The organism is Silvibacterium dinghuense (assembly GCF_004123295.1).
In the GTDB taxonomy this organism is placed as follows: domain Bacteria; phylum Acidobacteriota; class Terriglobia; order Terriglobales; family Acidobacteriaceae; genus Silvibacterium; species Silvibacterium dinghuense.
This window is the reverse complement of sequence record NZ_SDMK01000001.1, coordinates 892,597-910,202: the sequence shown is the minus strand read 5'-3', so window position 1 is coordinate 910,202 and position 17,606 is coordinate 892,597. Positions and strand designations below refer to the sequence as shown.

17 protein-coding genes are annotated in these 17,606 nt (G+C 61.8%); 11 read left to right on the top strand and 6 right to left on the bottom strand.

Annotated elements, in window-relative coordinates:
• The first annotated feature begins 10 nt into the window (after positions 1-10).
• Genes ESZ00_RS03535 through ESZ00_RS03525 form a run of 3 tightly spaced genes read left to right on the top strand, consistent with a single transcriptional unit; the run spans position 11 to position 6,071 of the window.
• Entirely contained in the window at positions 11-4,798 is a 4,788-nt protein-coding gene (locus ESZ00_RS03535; protein ID WP_129206794.1) for an Lhr family helicase, read from the top strand.
• Positions 4,795-5,178, top strand: a complete 384-nt coding sequence (locus ESZ00_RS03530; protein ID WP_229740931.1) for an RNA chaperone Hfq — start codon at positions 4,795-4,797, stop codon at positions 5,176-5,178. The genes ESZ00_RS03535 and ESZ00_RS03530 overlap by 4 nt, the downstream gene beginning before the upstream one ends.
• Positions 5,175-6,071: an inositol monophosphatase family protein gene (locus tag ESZ00_RS03525; protein WP_188590849.1), complete on the top strand. Its 897-nt coding sequence runs from the start codon at positions 5,175-5,177 to the stop codon at positions 6,069-6,071. The genes ESZ00_RS03530 and ESZ00_RS03525 overlap by 4 nt, the downstream gene beginning before the upstream one ends.
• Before the next feature lie 105 nt (positions 6,072-6,176).
• Here ESZ00_RS03525 and ESZ00_RS03520 read toward each other — a convergent pair whose 3' ends face one another.
• A complete protein-coding gene (locus ESZ00_RS03520; RefSeq protein WP_129206792.1) occupies positions 6,177-6,584 on the bottom strand; it encodes a VOC family protein in 408 nt (135 codons plus the stop codon).
• Between the two features lie 209 nt (positions 6,585-6,793).
• Here ESZ00_RS03520 and ESZ00_RS03515 point away from each other — a divergent pair, with 209 nt between their 5' ends.
• Both ESZ00_RS03515 and ESZ00_RS03510 read left to right on the top strand, forming a co-directional pair.
• Positions 6,794-7,210: a DUF1801 domain-containing protein gene (locus tag ESZ00_RS03515; RefSeq protein WP_129206791.1), complete on the top strand. Its 417-nt coding sequence runs from the start codon at positions 6,794-6,796 to the stop codon at positions 7,208-7,210.
• A 311-nt stretch (positions 7,211-7,521) separates the two neighbouring features.
• A complete protein-coding gene (locus ESZ00_RS03510; protein WP_204520148.1) occupies positions 7,522-7,887 on the top strand; it encodes an FKBP-type peptidyl-prolyl cis-trans isomerase in 366 nt (121 codons plus the stop codon).
• A 126-nt stretch (positions 7,888-8,013) separates the two neighbouring features.
• Here ESZ00_RS03510 and ESZ00_RS03505 read toward each other — a convergent pair whose 3' ends face one another.
• The 4 genes from ESZ00_RS03505 to ESZ00_RS03490 all read right to left on the bottom strand — a co-directional run bounded on the left by ESZ00_RS03505 (position 8,014) and on the right by ESZ00_RS03490 (position 12,139).
• Complete coding sequence (locus tag ESZ00_RS03505) at positions 8,014-9,120, bottom strand: carboxylate-amine ligase (protein WP_129206790.1); 1,107 nt, start codon at positions 9,118-9,120, stop codon at positions 8,014-8,016.
• A 28-nt stretch (positions 9,121-9,148) separates the two neighbouring features.
• Complete coding sequence (locus tag ESZ00_RS03500; protein ID WP_373283888.1) at positions 9,149-10,216, bottom strand: ATP-grasp domain-containing protein; 1,068 nt, start codon at positions 10,214-10,216, stop codon at positions 9,149-9,151.
• A gap of 157 nt (positions 10,217-10,373) precedes the next feature.
• Complete coding sequence (locus tag ESZ00_RS03495; RefSeq protein ID WP_229740930.1) at positions 10,374-11,819, bottom strand: TROVE domain-containing protein; 1,446 nt, start codon at positions 11,817-11,819, stop codon at positions 10,374-10,376.
• A gap of 5 nt (positions 11,820-11,824) precedes the next feature.
• Positions 11,825-12,139 (bottom strand): hypothetical protein, encoded by a 315-nt coding sequence (locus tag ESZ00_RS03490; protein ID WP_129206789.1) that lies wholly within the window; start codon positions 12,137-12,139, stop codon positions 11,825-11,827.
• 997 nt (positions 12,140-13,136) lie between these two features.
• Between ESZ00_RS03490 and ESZ00_RS03485 the strand changes: the two genes are divergently transcribed.
• Positions 13,137-13,328 (top strand): hypothetical protein, encoded by a 192-nt coding sequence (locus ESZ00_RS03485; RefSeq protein ID WP_129206788.1) that lies wholly within the window; start codon positions 13,137-13,139, stop codon positions 13,326-13,328.
• A 16-nt stretch (positions 13,329-13,344) separates the two neighbouring features.
• Complete coding sequence (locus ESZ00_RS03480) at positions 13,345-14,271, top strand: VWA domain-containing protein (RefSeq protein ID WP_129206787.1); 927 nt, start codon at positions 13,345-13,347, stop codon at positions 14,269-14,271.
• Positions 14,272-14,283: 12 nt separating this feature from the next.
• Here ESZ00_RS03480 and ESZ00_RS03475 read toward each other — a convergent pair whose 3' ends face one another.
• Entirely contained in the window at positions 14,284-14,994 is a 711-nt protein-coding gene (locus tag ESZ00_RS03475; RefSeq protein WP_129206786.1) for an esterase family protein, read from the bottom strand.
• 133 nt (positions 14,995-15,127) lie between these two features.
• Between ESZ00_RS03475 and ESZ00_RS03470 the strand changes: the two genes are divergently transcribed.
• The 4 genes from ESZ00_RS03470 to rimM all read left to right on the top strand — a co-directional run bounded on the left by ESZ00_RS03470 (position 15,128) and on the right by rimM (position 17,565).
• A complete protein-coding gene (locus tag ESZ00_RS03470) occupies positions 15,128-15,979 on the top strand; it encodes an alpha/beta hydrolase (RefSeq protein WP_164981330.1) in 852 nt (283 codons plus the stop codon).
• A gap of 130 nt (positions 15,980-16,109) precedes the next feature.
• On the top strand, positions 16,110-16,355 hold the full coding sequence (gene rpsP, locus ESZ00_RS03465; RefSeq protein WP_129207904.1) for a 30S ribosomal protein S16: 246 nt from the start codon (positions 16,110-16,112) through the stop codon (positions 16,353-16,355).
• A gap of 240 nt (positions 16,356-16,595) precedes the next feature.
• Positions 16,596-16,880, top strand: a complete 285-nt coding sequence (locus tag ESZ00_RS03460; RefSeq protein WP_204520147.1) for a KH domain-containing protein — start codon at positions 16,596-16,598, stop codon at positions 16,878-16,880.
• Between the two features lie 10 nt (positions 16,881-16,890).
• Entirely contained in the window at positions 16,891-17,565 is a 675-nt protein-coding gene (gene rimM / locus ESZ00_RS03455; RefSeq protein ID WP_129206784.1) for a ribosome maturation factor RimM, read from the top strand.
• Positions 17,566-17,606: the final 41 nt, after the last annotated feature.

Genomic DNA, 17,606 nt, shown 5'->3' with positions numbered 1-17,606 from the left:
TTCTTCTCCGATGGCAGCGAAATCGAAATCCTCCAGTCCGGCCGGCAAGCAGCCTGCATCGCGCGCAAAGGGCAGGCCTGCCCTCGACGAAGCTGCTGTTGCCGGGCAGGGTGATACTGCGCTTGCGCTCTTTCATCCCGTTACGGCTGCATGGTTCCGTGCTGTCTTCGGTCGCCCGACCGCGCCGCAGCGTCTCGGCTGGCCGGCCATCGCCGGCGGCGAGAGCACGCTGATCCTCGCTCCCACGGGTACTGGTAAAACGCTCACCGCATTCCTCTGGTGTCTTGACCGCCTCATGCTGCGGCGCACGGCGGATGAAGTGCAGGGCTGCCGCGTGATCTACATCAGCCCGCTCAAGGCGTTGGCCGTCGATGTGGAGCGCAACCTGCGCTCTCCGCTCGCGGGGATCGAGGAGATGGCGCAACGCATGGGCGTATCTGCGCATATTCCGGAGATCGGCATCCGTACCGGGGATACTGCGCAGCGAGAGCGGGCGCGCTTCCGGCGCAATCCGGCCGAAATCCTCATCACTACGCCGGAGTCGCTCTACCTGCTGCTCACCTCCGAGTCGGCTGCGCAGCTGCGCACGGTCGAAACGGTCATCATCGATGAGATTCACGCCCTCGTTCCGACCAAACGCGGTGCGCATCTTGCGCTCTCGCTCGAACGCCTCGAGGCCATTACGGCAAAGCCTGTGCAGCGTATCGGGCTCTCGGCCACGCAGCGCCCGCTCGAAGAAGTGGCGCACTTTCTCGCCGGTGTCGAACCCTCTCCGAAAGCAAATATCGAGGATGCGGGGCTGGCTGTGTCTTCCATCGTCAGCGACGACGAACCCGCACAGCGCTTCCGGCCCGTCACCATCGTCGATGCCAGTGAGCCCAAGCATCTCGAGCTGCGCGTCGAGGTTCCCGTCGAGGACATGGCCCACCTCAGCATAGACAGCCAGGGCCAGATGGAGGATCTGTCCGGCGGTGCGGCCTCGCAGGCGCCGAAGCGCACTTCGATATGGAGCGCCATCCATCCGCGCCTGCTGGAGATTGTCCTCGAACGTCAGTCCACGCTGATCTTCGTCAATAACCGCCGCACCGCCGAGCGGCTGGCCGGTGCTCTGAATGATTTGGCGCAGGAGCGAGCTGCGGAGGCTGGTGAGCCCTTTCAGGTCCTGGCTCGCGCCCATCACGGTTCGCTTGCCGCCTCGCAGCGATCGGAGATAGAAGAGCAGCTCAAAGCGGGCAATCTGCGCGCTCTCGTCGCGACTTCGTCGCTTGAGCTTGGTATCGATATGGGCGCCATCGATCTCGTCATTCAGATCGAAGCGCCGCCTTCGGTAGCCAGCGGGATGCAGCGCATTGGCCGTGCAGGCCACCGGGTGGGAGCGGCGAGCGACGGCATCATCTTTCCGAAATACCGCGCCGATCTTATCGCCTGCGCTGCTGTGACACGCGCCATGCATGAGGGGCTGGTCGAGTCCACGCGCTACCTGCGCAATCCGCTCGATGTGCTGGCACAGCAGATCGTCGCCACAGTTGCGCATCCGCCTGCGCTTGCCGTGCCGCGCCGCCGCGGTGAGGCGCCTGCGCAGGCGGAGATCGGCGTCGAATCGCTCTTTCGGCTGGTGCGATCGTCCGCGCCCTTCGCCTCGCTCACTCGTGCTTCATTTGAAGGCGTTCTTGACCTGCTTGCGGGACGCTATCCGTCGGACGAGTTCGCAGAGTTGCGTCCGCGCATCACCTGGGATCGTGCCGCCCATGTGCTCACGCCGCGCGAAGGCGCGAAGAGCCTGGCCATCCTCAATGGCGGTACCATTCCTGACCGCGGCCTCTACGGGGTATTCCTGTCGGGTACGGACAAGCCTGTGCGCGTGGGTGAACTCGATGAGGAGATGGTCTTCGAGAGCCGCGCCGGCGAGGTTTTTGTTCTTGGCGCATCGTCGTGGCGCATCGATGAGATTACGCATGACCGCGTGCTCGTTTCTCCCGCACCCGGCGAGCCGGGCAAGATGCCCTTCTGGCACGGCGACCAGGCGGGCCGTCCACTCGAGTTCGGCCGCCGTATCGGTGCTTTGGTCCGCGAACTGCGCGAGCTGCCTCGCAATGCGGCGCTCAGCCGGCTCACGCGTGAGCATGATCTTGATCTGCAGGCGGCCGAAAATCTGCTGCACTTTCTCGCCGATCAGGAAACTGTCACTACGGTTGTTCCAGATGACCGAAGCATCGTCATCGAACGCACCCGCGACGAGCTGGGCGACTGGCGCGTCTGCGTTCTTACTCCCTTTGGTACGCGTGTCCACGCTCCCTGGGCCATGGCCATTACTGCCCGGCTCCGCGCCGCGGGCCAGCCGGATGTCGAGACCATGTGGGCAGATGACGGCTTCGTGATTCGCTTTCCGGATACGGATGCCGCGCCTGATTCCGATCTGCTGCTGATTGATCCAGCTGAGGCTACCGATCTTGTTCTGCGCCAGCTCGGCTCCACGGCGCTGTTTGCCGCGAAATTTCGCGAAGCCTCTGCCCGCGCTCTGCTGTTGCCGCGCAGGAGGGCGCAGGGCCGCGCACCGCTGTGGGCGCAGCGAAAGCGCGCATCGGATCTTCTCGCCGTAGCCGCGCGCTATTCCTCGTTTCCCATGCTCCTCGAGGCCTATCGCGAATGTCTGCGCGATGTCTTCGACATTCCGGCCTTTCTCGAAGTCCTTCGCGCCGTCAAAACGCGCCAACTCGGCGTTCATGTCGTCGATACGCGCACGCCTTCGCCTTTTGCCTCTTCCCTGCTCTTCAGCTACGTGGCGAACTACATCTACGAAGGTGATGCGCCGCTCGCCGAGCGGCGCGCACAGGCGCTCTCCATCGATCAGGATCAGCTTCGCGATCTTCTCGGCGATGCCGATCTTCGCGAACTGCTCGACGCCGATGCCATTGCCGAGGTGGAGGATCAGCTACAGCTGCGCGGCGAGTCGTTCCGGGTCCGCAATGTCGATGGCATCCATGACCTGCTGCTGCGTCTCGGCGATCTTACCCGCGAAGCTGTTATCGAACGCCTCGCTTCGTCCGATCTCATATCCGGCATGGACCGTCTTCTCCGTGCGCGCCGCATCCTTGAAGTGAAGATCGCCGGGGAGAAGCGCCTCATCGCGATCGAAGATGCTGCCCGGTATCGCGATGCTCTCGGCCTTCGGTTGCCGTCCGGGATTGCAGCCTCGCTGCTTGTGCCTGTCGCTGCGCCTGCTCTTGAGCTGATCCGCCGTTATGCCCGCACCCATGGGCCGTTTACGCTGCCCGAAGTGGCCACGCGTTTTGGCCTCGATGCGCGCCTTGTCGAGTCCACGCTGCATGCACTGGTGCTCGATAGCCGTATCGTGGAAGGCGGATTCCGTCCCGGTGGTGTCCATCGTGAGTGGTGCGATCTCGACGTTCTGCGCCAGATCCGGAGAAAGTCACTGGCACGGTTACGAAAAGAGATTGAGCCGGCCGACCAGAGGCTTCTCTCCCGTTTCGCTACGCACTGGCAGGGAGTGCTGCAGCCGCGCCGCGGTCTCGATGCACTGCTCGATACTATTGAGAACCTGCAGGGTGCGCCACTACCGGCATCCATTCTCGAATCGTCCATTCTGCCTGCGCGCCTTGCGAAATACTCACCCTCCGATCTCGATACTCTTATCGCTGCGGGGGAGGTGGTATGGTGTGGTCTCGATCCGCTTGGAGAGCACGATGGCCGCATCGCACTTTACCTTGCCGATCGCCTGCCCGACTTGTTGCCGGCGCGTCCCGGCCGGGAGGCAAATCCGCTCACAGAAAAAGAGGAGAGAATCCTCGATCAGCTGCAGCGCGGCGGAGCCATGTTTTTCGCTCAACTGCACGACGCCATCGGCGGAGGCTATCCGGGTGAGACCCTCGATGCGCTCTGGAGCCTTGTCTGGCGCGGCTTTATCACCAATGACACACTGCATGCTCTGCGCGCCTACGTTGCAAAGCCTGCGAGTGCGCGTACCGCGAAGCGCCAGCACAACGTGCCGGTCTTTCGTTCACGACGCACCACACCGCCTGCGGCGCAGGGACGCTGGACTCTGATTCCTGCATCGGAGCGAAGTACTCCCGCAGAGCAGACCGCCTGGTCGCACGCGCTTGCGCTTCAGTTGTTGAACCGCCACGGCATTCTTACTCGTGAGACGCTCGCGCAGGAGAATATCTTCGGCGGCTTCAGCGCGGTGTACGACGTTCTCCGTGCCCTTGAAGAGTCGGGCCGCGTTCGTCGCGGCTATTTCATCGCGGGCCTCGGAGCTGCGCAGTTCGCGTTGCCCGCTGCCGTCGATCTTCTCCGCTCGCTGCGCACACAGCCGGACAAGGCCGAAATTCTCTCTCTCTCTGCCACCGATCCTGCCAGCGTCTATGGCTCAATCCTTCGCTGGCCACAGGCGGATGCCGATTCAGGGGCGGACTCAAGCCCGCGCTCGCTCACGCGGAGCGTTGGAGCCTCTGTCCTGCTGCGCAACGGGGATCTTGTCGCCTATCTTCGCCGCGGCAATACGAATATTCAGGTTTTTCTCCCTGCCGATGAGCCGGATCGCTCCACCGCTGCCCGTGACCTCGCCCATTTCCTTGCGCATGCTGCGCAGGCTTCCATGCAGCATGATGCGACCAGCCATCACAGCGGCCTGCTCATCGCCACTATTAACGGGCAACCGGTCCATGAGCACTTCCTCGCCCGTTTTCTTGTGGACGCGGGTTTCGCACCGGCGCCGAATGGCTTCAACGTGCGCCGTATTTCTCCATCTGTTCGCGGCCATGCTGCTGAAACGGAATGATCTCCTTTGTTGCCCGGACTCTGTGCCTGGATCGTCAGCCTGTCCGATACAATTTCTCCATGGCCAATACCGGCGTTACGCGCAAGCGGCAGAAGACTCCACCTTCCGGCACTACCGGGCAGGAAGCCCTCTATTTGCGTTCTCTCAGCGAGCGCCAGGTTCCTGTCACGGTCAAGCTGCGTGATGGCGAGTCCGTCTCCGGATGGATCGAATACTTCGACGACCGCATGATCCGCCTCACCCGCGACGGCAAGCCCAACCTCTTTATCTACAAGCAGCAGATCCGCACCATTACCGAACTCACCGGCCGCGCCCGCACCTCGCGACGCTCCTCCGCAAATGCAACGGATACGGTTACAGATCAAGGGGCTCAGGCGTGACTCATTCTTCAGACTTCCTCTTCGTTCCTGCTGCTACTCCCATCGCCCGCGAGGCCGGAGCCCTGCTGCGCGAGTATTATCGTCGCGGTGTTGCCACCGAGTACAAGGGTGATGTCGATCTGGTCACCGAAGCCGACCGTGCCAGTGAGAAGCTCATCGTCGAGCATCTTGGCCAGGTCTTCCCCGATCATGGTGTCTACGGCGAAGAGGGAACGCGTTCGCAGCTTACGAATGAATACCGCTGGTATATCGATCCTCTCGACGGCACCACGAACTTTGCTCACGGCTTTCCTGTCTTCTGCGTCTCCATGGGGCTCGAGCATCGCCCTGCTTCGCTTGCTCCTGAGGAGGATGGCGAGATCGTCGCGGCAATTATTTACGATCCGCTCCGCGATGAGCTTTTTACCGCTGAGCGCGGGCGCGGAGCCTTTCTTAACGGCGCGCCCATCCACGCTTCGCGTACTCCGCACCTCGCCGAATCGCTCGTCGCTACCGGCTTTCCCAGCCGCAAGCGCCATGACAATCCGAACATCCACTTCTACCAGGAGTTCACGCTGCGCTCGCACGGTGTTCGCCGTGCCGGATCGGCCGCTATCGATCTCGCGTATGTTGCCTGCGGCCGTCTCGAAGCCTTCTGGGAGTTCAATCTCAACCCATGGGATACCTCTGCCGGCTCGCTGCTTGTGACCGAGGCCGGAGGCTCCATGTCCGGCTTCACCGGCGAAGCGTTTCGTCTCGACAGCAGGGAAGTCCTCGCCACCAACGGTCTCATCAAAAACGAGATGGTGAAGCTCTTCGCTGACCTGTTCGAAGGCCGCATCGTAGATCCGATTCCGACGCCTGCCGAGTTTGCCGCGAGACGGAAGGCTGCTGCGCAGGGATCAAAAAGTTAGAGCTTTCCTCCGCATGCCCCGGACACTACGGCGCGCGTCGCAGGCGTCCGGGGCATGCGGAGGAAAGCTCCGAACAGAGTCTTGCGGCGAAGAGCCTCATTTCCTTCAAAGGTTCACAGACGTCCCGCCCCAGCTCTCCGGTTCTATATCTGCGATCGTCTCGGTGAAGTTCCACTGGTGGCCGAAGAAGTCCTGCGCCGAGTATTGGCGCTCGCCATAAGGGAAGTCCTGCGGTTCGGTCAGAATTTTCGCGCCCGCGGTGCGTGCGTGTTCGCAGTGTTCCCATGCATTTTCGATGCGAACCTGCACGAGTGCCGATGCATTGGGCGCGATGTCGCCCTCTCCGATGGTGAAGCAACCCTGGCTGGCGTACATCTGGATACGATGATTGGCGATGCGCAGTCGCACCGTGAAGCCGAATGCCGCCTCCAGCCATGCCGCTGCGACGCCGGGGTCAGGGTAGCGTAGAACGGGAATCACCGGACAGGGAGGAACAGAACGGTTGGAACGCATGGCGGCCTCCGGAGCTGCGCGGTCAGCTTAAAGCATTTTTCCTGGTCCTGTGTAGTTGTCAACGAACGTGCCATACCGTTTTCCTTGAGAGAAAACGGCACCGGCGATCTCGCCATACCCTGCACCTTCAGGAAAAATGCTATAGCATGCTGCCGCTTGCCCTCGTACCCCGTCGATGGCTACTCTCAGTGCGAACACAGGAGCCTGCCATGAGTGCTTCCGAAGCAGTAGAATCCGCCTCCATGCTGATCGATCGCAGGATCGAAGAGCTTGGCGACTGGCGCGGTAAGACGCTCGCGCATGTGCGCGCCCTCATCCATGAAGCCGTTCCCGGCGTGATCGAAGAGTGGAAATGGCGAGGCACGCCCGTTTTCTCGTATCACGGCATCCTTTGCACCGGCGAAACCTACAAGTCTGTCGTCAAGCTCACGTTTGCAAAGGGCGTTGCGCTCGAGGACTCTGCCCATCTCTTCAATTCGAGTCTCGAAGGCAATGTCCGCCGCGCTATCGATATTCACGAAGGGGAAACCGTCGACGAAGCCGCGCTGAAGGCGCTCATCCGCGCAGCAGCCGCGCTCAATGAGGCGGGCAGGGAGGCGGGAAAGCGCAAGGCAAAAGCACGCTGATCGCAATCCGGTCTTTTGACTGGCCGGGGACGAGGCTTTATCTTTCGCTCAGTCCTCCTATGGAGATTTTCATGCGCGTACCTCGCCCGGGCCTGGCAGTGCTTCCTCTGTTCGCTGCCTCGCTCCTGATGGCCCAAACGGCTTCCCCAACCGCTCCTGCAAAGGCGTCTGCCAGTACAACAGGAACGGCAAAGCATTCGACCGCTCACACCACCACGCATACCGCGACCCGGCGCACCGTTGTGCATCGTGCTGCGCCATGCCCAACACCAAAGGAGACCGTACCCGTGCTGCCCAAGAATATTCCCCCCGTGACATCTGACGTTCAGACTGGCTTTGCCCTGCGCTACCAGGACATCCAGGTAGGCACCGGCGATGAAGCCCAGCCGGGGTGGTACTACACCGTGCATTACACCGGATGGCTGGCCTCGGACGGCACGAAGTTCGACTCGTCGGTCGATCGCGGCACGCCGTTCGATTTTCCGCAGGGCATGCATCGCGTAATTACCGGCTGGGACGAAGGTTTCGCTGGGATGAAGGTGGGCGGCAAGCGGAGGCTCTTCATCCCCTGGCAGCTGGCTTACGGCGCGCAGGGCCGCGGCCCGATTCCTCCCAAGGCCGACCTGATCTTCGATATTGAACTGATCGCGCAGAAGGACCCGGCGACGTTGCAGTAAAACAGCTCTTAGCTGCCAGCTCGTCTTCCCGGTGCTCAAAGTATTGCCTTCCCACGTCTCAGAAGCGAGACGTGGGGCACCCGGCTTGGGTAGGAGCACCCGTTTTGTTTGCGCTAGAAGCTGTTCTTAAAACAGCCCCGCCTGTGTCTCTTCCGCCATGTAATCCACCACGGCCTTGAGATCGCCGGTCTCTTCGAATTTCTTGAGCTGGCGGTCGGCGCCTGTGCCTTCGCGCAGGATGGTGTGGATGTAGGCGATGGCGTCGCGGCACTGGAGTTCGTCAACCACCTCATCCACAAAGTCGATGTACTCGACGATGAGTTCGCGCTCTGGAACTTCGATTTGCTTGCCGAAATCGATCAGTTTGCCGTCGAGGCCGTAGCGGACGGCGCGCCACTTGTTCTCCATGATGAGCGCGCGGGAATACTGGCGCCAGTCCTGGTTGCGCTCATGCAGGCGGTAGAGCTTGGCCGCCGTCGCCTGGATGAGCGCGGCGATGGCCAGCGTCTCCTCGGCGCGCATGGGGATGTCGCAGATGCGGACCTCGATGGTGCTGAAGAAGGGATGCGGGCGGATGTCCCACCAGATCTTCTTGGCGTTGTCGAGGCAGTTGGTCTTGATGAGCAGGTTTACGAAGTCGTCGAACTCGCTGTAGCTGGCAAAGCTATCGGGGATATTCGTGCGTGGGAATTTGTCGAAGACCTTGGCTCGATAGCTTTTGAGGCCGGTTTTGTCGCCGCGCCAGAAGGGCGAGTTGGTGGAGAGCGCCAGGATGTGCGGCAGGAAGTAGCGCATCGAGTTCATGACGCGGATGGCGGCTTCCTTGTCTTCGATGCCGACGTGGACGTGCAGGCCGAAGATGAGATTTTCACGGGCGACTGATTGCAGATCCTCGACGACGCGGGCATAGCGTTCGTCGGGGTAGATCTCCTGCTTGCGCCAGTCGGCGAAGGGATGCGTGGCGCCGGCGACGAGCAGCAGGTTATGCTCGCGGGCGAGCAGGATCATCTGGCGGCGCAGATCGTAGAGATCGATGCGGGCCTCGCCGATGGTGCGGCAGACGCGGGTGCCCACTTCGACGACAGACTGGTGCATCTCGGCCTTAACCCGCTCTTCGAGGCGGATTTTGCCTTTGGCCAGCATCTCGGTGGAGATGTGGGAGCGCAGGTCGCGGGTGACGGGATCAACCGTCTGGTATTCCTCTTCGATGCCGATGGTGAAGGTAGGCCGCATGCGCTCTGTCTCTGCCGATGGCTCAATTCTAGCTGTCGGCGGGCTGTGCATCGGCCAGTGGGGGCTTCTTTGCCCTGGATTTGGCCTTTGCTGGTTTTTGGGCTGCTTTTTTTACGGTTTTGACCGAAGATCCGAGGAGCACGGAGGCCTGCGGGGCCGGTGCGTCAGGAGCCTTCTTCGCCTTTTTCACGGCAAGCTCGGCGACCTGCTGGACGATCCACTCAAAGTTGGCGGCGCCGACCGAGTGCAGGTCGGCGTCAGGTGCCGGGTTCATGAAATCGATAGCGTAGGGGATGCCGTTTTCGACGGCGAACTCGACCGTGTTGAGGTCGTAACCGAGGGCGCGGCAAAGGGTGAGGGCATCCTTCTCGACGCGCTTGAGGAGCTTCTTGCTGTAGGCCGGCGGGTCCTGGAGATAGCGCTCATGGTGCGGGCGGCGCGGGTCGTAGGGCATGATGTGCACCTTGTCCTGCCCGACCACGTAACAGCGGAAGTATTCGTCGAAGTGTACGGCGCGCTGCAGGGTCATGCAGAGATCCCGGCTCTGGTCATAGGCGCAGAAGAAATCCTCGCGGTTGTGGACGTGGTACACGTCGCGCCATCCGCCGCCGTCGACCGGCTTGAGGAAGGCCGGGAAGCCGACGTAGTCGAAGATCTCATCCCACTTGAGCGGGTACTCGAGGTTGCGCATGGAGCGCTCGGTGGTGCCCTGCGGAAAGTGCTTGTGCGGCAGGATGACGGTGGGCGGCACGGCCACGCCCAGCTTCGCGGCCAGCGCGTAGTTGAAGAACTTGTCGTCGGCCGACCACCAGAAGGGGTTGTTGATGATGGCGGTGCCATGCAGCGCGGCGTGCTTGAGGAAGGCCCGGTAGAAGGGGATATCGTGCGAGATGCGATCGACAATGACCGCATACCTGGGCGGAACGTCGAGGCGGACCGCGCCGGTTTCGACAAACTCGGCGGAGATGCCGTCAAGGTTCATGGAATTGATGCGCTCGACCAGCGCACCGGGAAAGGTGTTTTCCATGCCGAACAGAACGCCGATTTTCTTCACCACGCCTACCTCTGCCCTGGAGGGGACTGTGCCGGATGCCATGCGATCATGCGCCCCGGCCTTTCCCCCTCACCATAGCCCAGCGGCGGCTGAGCGCAAAAGGAATATCTGAAGAAATCGTAAAAGGAGTCACCGGAGAACGATGAATGTGCGAGGAAAACGCGAGGGGAACGGCCTGAGCTGCTCCCCTCGCGTTGTTTTAGGCGCTGCCGGCATCAGTAGCGCGGATGTAGTCGACAACGGCTTCGCTCCAGCCGTCGATGTGCGTCCAGACTCCGTAGCCGACGCCGTTGCGGGCAGAGGCCACATTGATCACGTAGCCGCGTCCGCGCGGCGCGGGCACGCGGTCGTGCGACTGCTCGTCAGTGATGATGACGAGGCGGTCGTACGATTCGCGCAACTCGCCCAGTGCGCGTCCGAGCTGCGTACCGCCGTGCGGCTGCGAGTGCACGATGGCATCCCGCAGTGCGAAGCCGCGGCGCGGAGACACGGCCTTGAGCGCGTCCGAAAAGGTATAGACGCTCACCTTTGCGGAGACTTCGCGCAGCAGTACCGCGAGACCTGCAGCCGCATCCATGCGCAGCATCTCCGAACGGCTGGAGAGCCGTGCACCCATGCTGCCGGAGACGTCGACCAGCAGCACGGTGCGGCCCGCGAACGGCGCCTGTCCGATGACGCTTGCGAACATGGCCTGTTCCAGCTCCGGCTCCCACTGCGGCGCATAGCGCGCCGCGGCAAGGAAGCGGAAGGGCAGCACGCGCTCCACGCGGATCAGCTCGAGCGCATGACGCACGAGCGCCTCGTCCACGCCCGCAGCCTGCATGTTACGCAGGTTGCGGAGCAGGGCCAGCGCACCGAGCGAGTTCTCGCGCAGCATCGACTCCCAGACCTCGCGCTTCTGCTCGCCGCGCGAGAGGCGAACTTCCCACGTCTCGGGCGAAGGCAGCGTGCCGTCGATGAGTTGACGCCACACGAGCGCCTGCTCGGAGCTGACCGGCTTGGCGTGCGAGAGAAAGAGCACGTCGCGGAGCTTTACCGCGCCCTCGCGGTTGTACTTCGCGAGCGCGTAGGAGTCGAAGCGCGTGAAGGCCGCGGCCAGCCCCTTCTTTACCTGCGCGGAGAGTGGCTGGCGGCCGTCCTTCCAGTAAATGGCGAGGAACTCCGCCAACTCATCGGCGCGCTGGATGACGCGGGCCAGCGTTGCCGCCACCAGTCCGCGATGCGTCTCGTAGCGAGCCATCTCGCGCACCAGCAGCAACGGCACATGGCGCAGCTTCATCCGTTCGCGGGCTTCCACGGCAAGCGCGGCCACTGTCTCCGCGGCGACGCGCGGCACCAGTGCCGAAATGCGCGTGGCGATCGACTCGCCGTCTTCGTAGAACTCGTTCTCCCACAGCATGCAGGCGAGAACGGCACGACGCAGCTGCTCTTCCGCGCTGATGACGGCAGCGGGCGCGCCCTCATGCGCGCGCAGCGCGGCTCCGCGGAATCCAAGGTGGCTCAACTTCAGAATGTTCAGGCGCGCCATGGCGCCCTCCTTCCAGGACACATCGTGAATGCGATCCGCACGCTCTTCCGGTGTCCGGTTCGGAGAGAGTGCGTTAAGAATCCAGCGGGTGTGCGCACCATGGTGCGCACGGGGCATGACAATCAGTCATCGTCTTCCTCAGGCTTCGTGACCTTGATGGCCGCTTCGCCGAAGCCGGCAATTGCTCGCGTCTTCTTCACGTCGATGAGGAATGCGATCTTCTGCATCTCGTAGAGCGTGGGCGAGAGCTTGTCGAGGAAGTCGGTGCACTGGTTCACGGCGAAGGGGATGAGCCGCGGCTGGTCGTAGAAATAGCCGCAGCGAACCTCCTCCTCGCTGTCCGCGTAGCCGGTCTGAATGTGCGCGTGGCGGCAGGTCCGGCAGAGCGACTCCTGCCCGACGGCCGTTCCGTTGCGCACGGTAAACGTGGTGCTCATGATGCCTTCCTCACGCACAGGTTGGGCGCATCGCAGGATGCGCGTTGATGGTTTTGCGCCGGGGTATTGCCGGAGCGGGTTTACGGCTGCTCTAACCTGTTGAGCTAATCGGCCTGCGCCGATGCAGGGTTCGAACCTGCGGCCTGCCGTTTAACGAAGGAACCCACTCACACGCCACCGGCACAGCTACAAATTGCGAGAACCATTGCGATCTCCGGGGATGAGGCAGCTCGGGTTGGAGCCGCACGGACCAGTCTCTTCCGTGCGGTGGGTGGTTTCCTCGTCCACGGTATTCATAGGCAGGAAGTATCCTGGGCTTTCGCCACCGGAGATCGTGTCCCTGGCCTGCTCCGCATGCTCCGGGGATTGAATCGCACACGGGTTCCGGCATCCTCCGCGAAGAGAAGGCCGGGCGGAGTCGAACCGCTTTGCCTTACGGCGTACCAAGAAGTAACCGTGTGCTGCGCCACCGGAGCGCATGCCGATGCAGGACGAGGGACAGCTTCGCTTCCTCGTGCGAGGCATATGCGGACACAGGGGAATGGTCGCGATGCGGAGAGAATCGTGTCACAGACGAAGGATCCGCATCCTTCACCACCCGTGGCCACAGGCCTTATACGGGGAAGAGCTTAAAACAAGGGTTGACGGTGGAGTTCTGCAGAGGAGCCCGACGCTTAGACAGCGTAGGCAGGAAGAATCCAGCCGGCAACACGCGCACGATTCCGCGGCGTCAGCATCTGGTGACCGAATTGGAGTTTGATGGTCATTGCATTCTTCCTCTGCTCGACTACAGTGCCACAGGTCGAGAGCCGAGATCAAGGGGGATTCTGCAAATATTTTTATTTGTCACTGTTACGGTGACGTATTGCCACGACACGGTGGATACGTATTGGGGGGATTTTTAGACAGATCTAGCAGGAAAACCGGTCGCGGAACCAATTCCGGAAAGACTGCGTACTCTCTTCAGGCCCTATTCCGGCGAAGGAGTTCGATCGCGATGCTTAAGTTTCTTCTCTGGTGCTTGCTCTTTATCCTGTGCTGGCCGCTGGCTCTGCTGGCGCTGATTGCGTATCCGTTCGTGTGGCTGTTGCTGCTGCCTTTTCGCATTGTTGGCATCGCCGTGGGCGGCGTGCTCGAACTGGTAGCCGCGATCCTGTTCCTCCCCGGACGGATGTTGCGTGCAATTTAGGCGCGCGATTATTTCTGTGCTTCTAACGTTTATGACGATGGGCGCGGTCCTGCGCGCGCAGACGCCGACGCTGCATGTCGAAACCCATCTGGTCACGCTCACCTTCAGCGCACGCGATGGGGGCGGAAAGTTGGTCGGTGACTTATCGCAGGACGATTTCAAGGTTTATGAGGATGGCGTCGAGCAGAAGCTGCGTCTCTTCTCGCGTGAGTCCGAGCTGCCGCTCACGCTCGGACTTGTGGTCGATGCCTCATCGAGCCAGGACAAGTTCCTCATGCAGCATCTGCGGGACATTGAAACCTTCCTGCATCGCGTTCTGCGTCCGCAGGACCAGGTCTTCGCGCTGTGCTTCGGCAATCATCTGCGACTGGCGAGCGATCTCACCTCAAACCCTGCGCAGGTGATCGATGGGCTTGAACGCTACAGCAAAGTGAAGAAGGGCGATTACGATTTTCCCGAGCTGGCGCCGGACGAAACACGCGAGGGAGGCAGCGCGGTGTATGACGCGATCTTTGCAAGCGTGACGGAGAAGCTGGCGCCGGTCGAAGGGCGGCAAAAGGCGCTGATCCTGTTCACGGACGGCGAGGAGAATGCGAGCGCGCACGATGAGATCGAGGCCATTGCAGCAGCGCAGCAGAGCGATGCGCTGATTTATGCGATCCGCTATACGGAGATCAAACACGATAAGCTCACCGCCGATAACCGGCACGGCATCGCGGCTCTGCGCCACATCAGCGAGGAGACAGGTGGTCGCGACTTCGACGCGCTGCACATCGACCTGCCGCAGGCCTTCACGCAGATTGGCGAAGAGCTGCGCTCGCTCTATTCGATCGGGTACTACTCGACGAACAAGCAACTGGACGGGCGGTTTCGCAAGGTGGTCATCGAGCCGGAAAAGGAAGGTGTTTTGATCCGGTCACGATCGGGGTATTACGCAAAATAGATGCTGCAATTGTTACAAATACTCGCGCATCATCGCGCCCCAGGTGGGCCAGTCGTGACTGTTCCATGTCTCCCATATCCATAAGCGGTGCGGGATGCCGCGTTCGCCCATCAGGCGGGCGAGGTGCTGGTTGGCGCCGAGGCAATGGTCGTCCCATCCGGTGCCGAGGATGTAGGTATTGCGGCGATAACGCTCGTAGTACCAGGGATCGCTCAGGTTGGCGAGGAAGTGCATGGGCGTGTGGAAGTAGACGTCCTCGTCGTAGTGACCATGCAGAAAGCGGGTCATGTCGAAGGCGCCGCTCATCGCGAGGCACCCGGTAAAGCGGTCGGGGTGGCGGAGCGCGATGTTCATCGCGTGGTAGCCGCCGAAGCTCGCACCCAGGCTGATGAGATACGGATTCCGGTTTTTGGCGCGGACCAGCGGCAGCACTTCTTGGAGAATGTAGTCCTCGTACTGGACGTGACGCGCGATGCGCCAGCGCGGTGGTACGTTGCGGTTGTACCAGCTCTCGGCGTCCACCGAATCGAGACAGTAAAGCTGGATCTCGCCGCGGTCGATCTTGTAGTCGATAGCGCCGACGAGGCCGCGATCCTCGAACTCATAAAAGCGGCCCTGTGAGCTGGGAAAGACGATGACGGGCACGCCGCTGTGGCCGAAGACGAGCAGTTCCATGTCCCGGCCGAGCCGGGGCGACCACCACTTGTGATATTCGCGATGCATACAGGCTCTTACGCCTCGATTCATCTGGCGTTGATTTTCCTGCTACTGTAACAGGCAGGTGTTTCGATTCCACCCGGGTGGAGACCGCGTGCCTCCCCGCACAGATTTTCGGCAAAGGAAACCGCGCAGCAGGTTGGGAACTCAGACCGCATCACAGGCCGTACCGGCACCACTTCCCGGCGCTCCGCCGGCGGTTACTCCTGAGCCAGAGCACCCCCGGCTGCGATTGCACCGCGACTTTCCCAGCCAATGGCTGGGCCGGGATCGGGATGTGTGGGTCTACCTGCCGCCAGGGTATGAGGCCGAGCCGGATCGTCGCTATCCCGTTCTTTATCTTCAGGATGGGCAGAATCTCTTCGACCCGCGAACCTCGTTTGCGCCGGGTGTGACCTGGCAGGTGGCCGAGACGGCGGATGCAGCGATCGAGGCTGGTGAGGTCGAGCCACTGCTCATTGTGGGCATCGCGAATACCGGCGAGCACCGCCTGGCCGAGTACAGTCCCACGGCTGATCCGGAGATGGGCGGCGGTGAGGGCAGCCGCTACGGGCAGATGATGATCCGGGAGTTGGCACCGTTTCTTATGTCTCGCTACCGCGTGCTGGCCGGGCCGGAGCACACCGGGGTGGGTGGTTCATCCATGGGCGGACTGATTTCTCTCTATTTAGGGCTGAAATTTCCCGGATTCTTCGGGCGGCTGGCGGTGCTGTCGCCGTCGGTGTGGTGGGATCGGAAGTGGATTCTCCGCTGCGTGGAGGAGACCGGCGCACGGGTGTCTCCGAAGCCGCGCATCTGGCTGGATGCGGGCGACGCCGAAGGCAGCCGGACCCTGGAAAACACACGGGCTCTGGCCGAACGGCTGCGGGCCGCAGGCTGGCAGGACGATGTGGATCTGGATTTCGAGGCTGTGCCCGGAGGGCGTCACGACGAGGCGTCCTGGGCGGTGCGGGTCGGGCCGATGCTGCGGTTTCTGTTCCCGGCAGGATGAGGGGCCTGAAAAAGAGGCGATTCCTGCTATACTTGATTGCTGGGAAGCCGTGTGCATGCAGCCCTCCTGAAGGGCTCCACGAGCCAGGTCCCAAAGTTTCAGTTGTCTGGAAAGGATTTTCACTGTGTTGATGATTCGCCTGGCGCGTGTTGGCGCCCGCAAACAGCCTTACTACCGTATTGTCGTTATCGAGAAGGATCGCGCCCGCAACGGCCGCTCCATCGAGGTGGTGGGCACGTACAACCCCCGCACGAACCCCGCTTCGATCACCCTGAAGCATGATCGCGTTGACTACTGGAAGAGCAAGGGCGCCCAGTACTCGGATCGCGTCGCCAAGCTGGTAGCCCAGCACCCTGCACCGACGGCCGCTGCCTAAGAGAGCTGCGGCCTCTCTCCCCCCTGACGGCTCTTTCTGTCTTCCGGCTCTCTCCAGCGCTAGAGTTATCCCGTTTTGAAGCGCCTTGCCAGGCGCTTCAAAACGGCGTGTTGCCATAGATCGAAATCAGAGCAATGCGTAACGATGCTTTGCGCATTTCCTCTATGCTCGGTTCCCGGTTGCTGATAAGATGGCGCGAGCCCGAGAGCGAAAACCCACGTCCTCAAGGGAGGCTAAGGAATGACGCACCAAGAACGGCCGGACAATATGCAGGAGCTGGTGACTGAGATCGCTCGCGCTCTTGTCGATGAGCCCGAAGCCGTCATCGTTGAAGCAGTTGAGAGAGAAGAGAGCACGGTGTTAAGGCTGCGCGTCGCGCCCAGCGATGTAGGCAAGGTCATCGGCAAGCAGGGTAGAACTGCGCGCTCTATGAGAACCATCCTGGGTGCTGTCAGCATGAAGCATCATCACCGCTATACGCTGGACATCCTCGAAGAGCACAAGAACGAGGCATCCGACGAGTAGCGCAGCGGCAATATCGGGATGGGCCCTGCTCGCCCATCTTGTGCGCCCGCAAGGTCGGCACGGAGAAATCCTGGCCGACATCCTTACTGATTTTCCGGAGCGCTTCTCCGACCGCAGGCGACTGTTCCTGCTTCCTCCCGGCGCTGAAGCCACTCCTACGGCCAAAAATCAGGCGCCTCCCCGCGAAATAGAACTTGAAGATTTCTGGCTGCATCAGGGCCGCATCGTGCTGAAGTTTGCCGGCGTGGATTCCATCGATGATGCCGAGAAATTCCGTGGTTTTCACGTAGCGATTCCCGAAAGCGAACGCGCAGAGCTGACCGACGGATCGGTGTATATCAGCGACCTGGAAGGCTGCACGGTGATCGATCTGGCTACGGAGGGCGCGCCTGCCATCGGCACGGTGGTGGAAGTGGATCGCAGTGCGTCGCTGCTGGTGCTCAAAGGGACGGACGGTAGCGAGGTGCTGGTTCCGTTTGCCAAAGCCTATCTCGAAACGATCGATATCGCAGCGAAGCGGATCGAGATGCGGCTGCCGGCTGGGCTGCTGGAGATCAATGCGCCTCTGACAGCCGAAGAGCGGAAGCTGCAGCAAGCCGCCGCGGCAGAAGAGGGAGCACCGTCTCCAACTGCGCCGAAGAAGTGGACCAAGCATCGGCCGTGGAAGAAGAAGCCGCAGAAGTAGACATGCGCCCCGGTCGCGGGAAAGTTCATAACAGGCTCTAG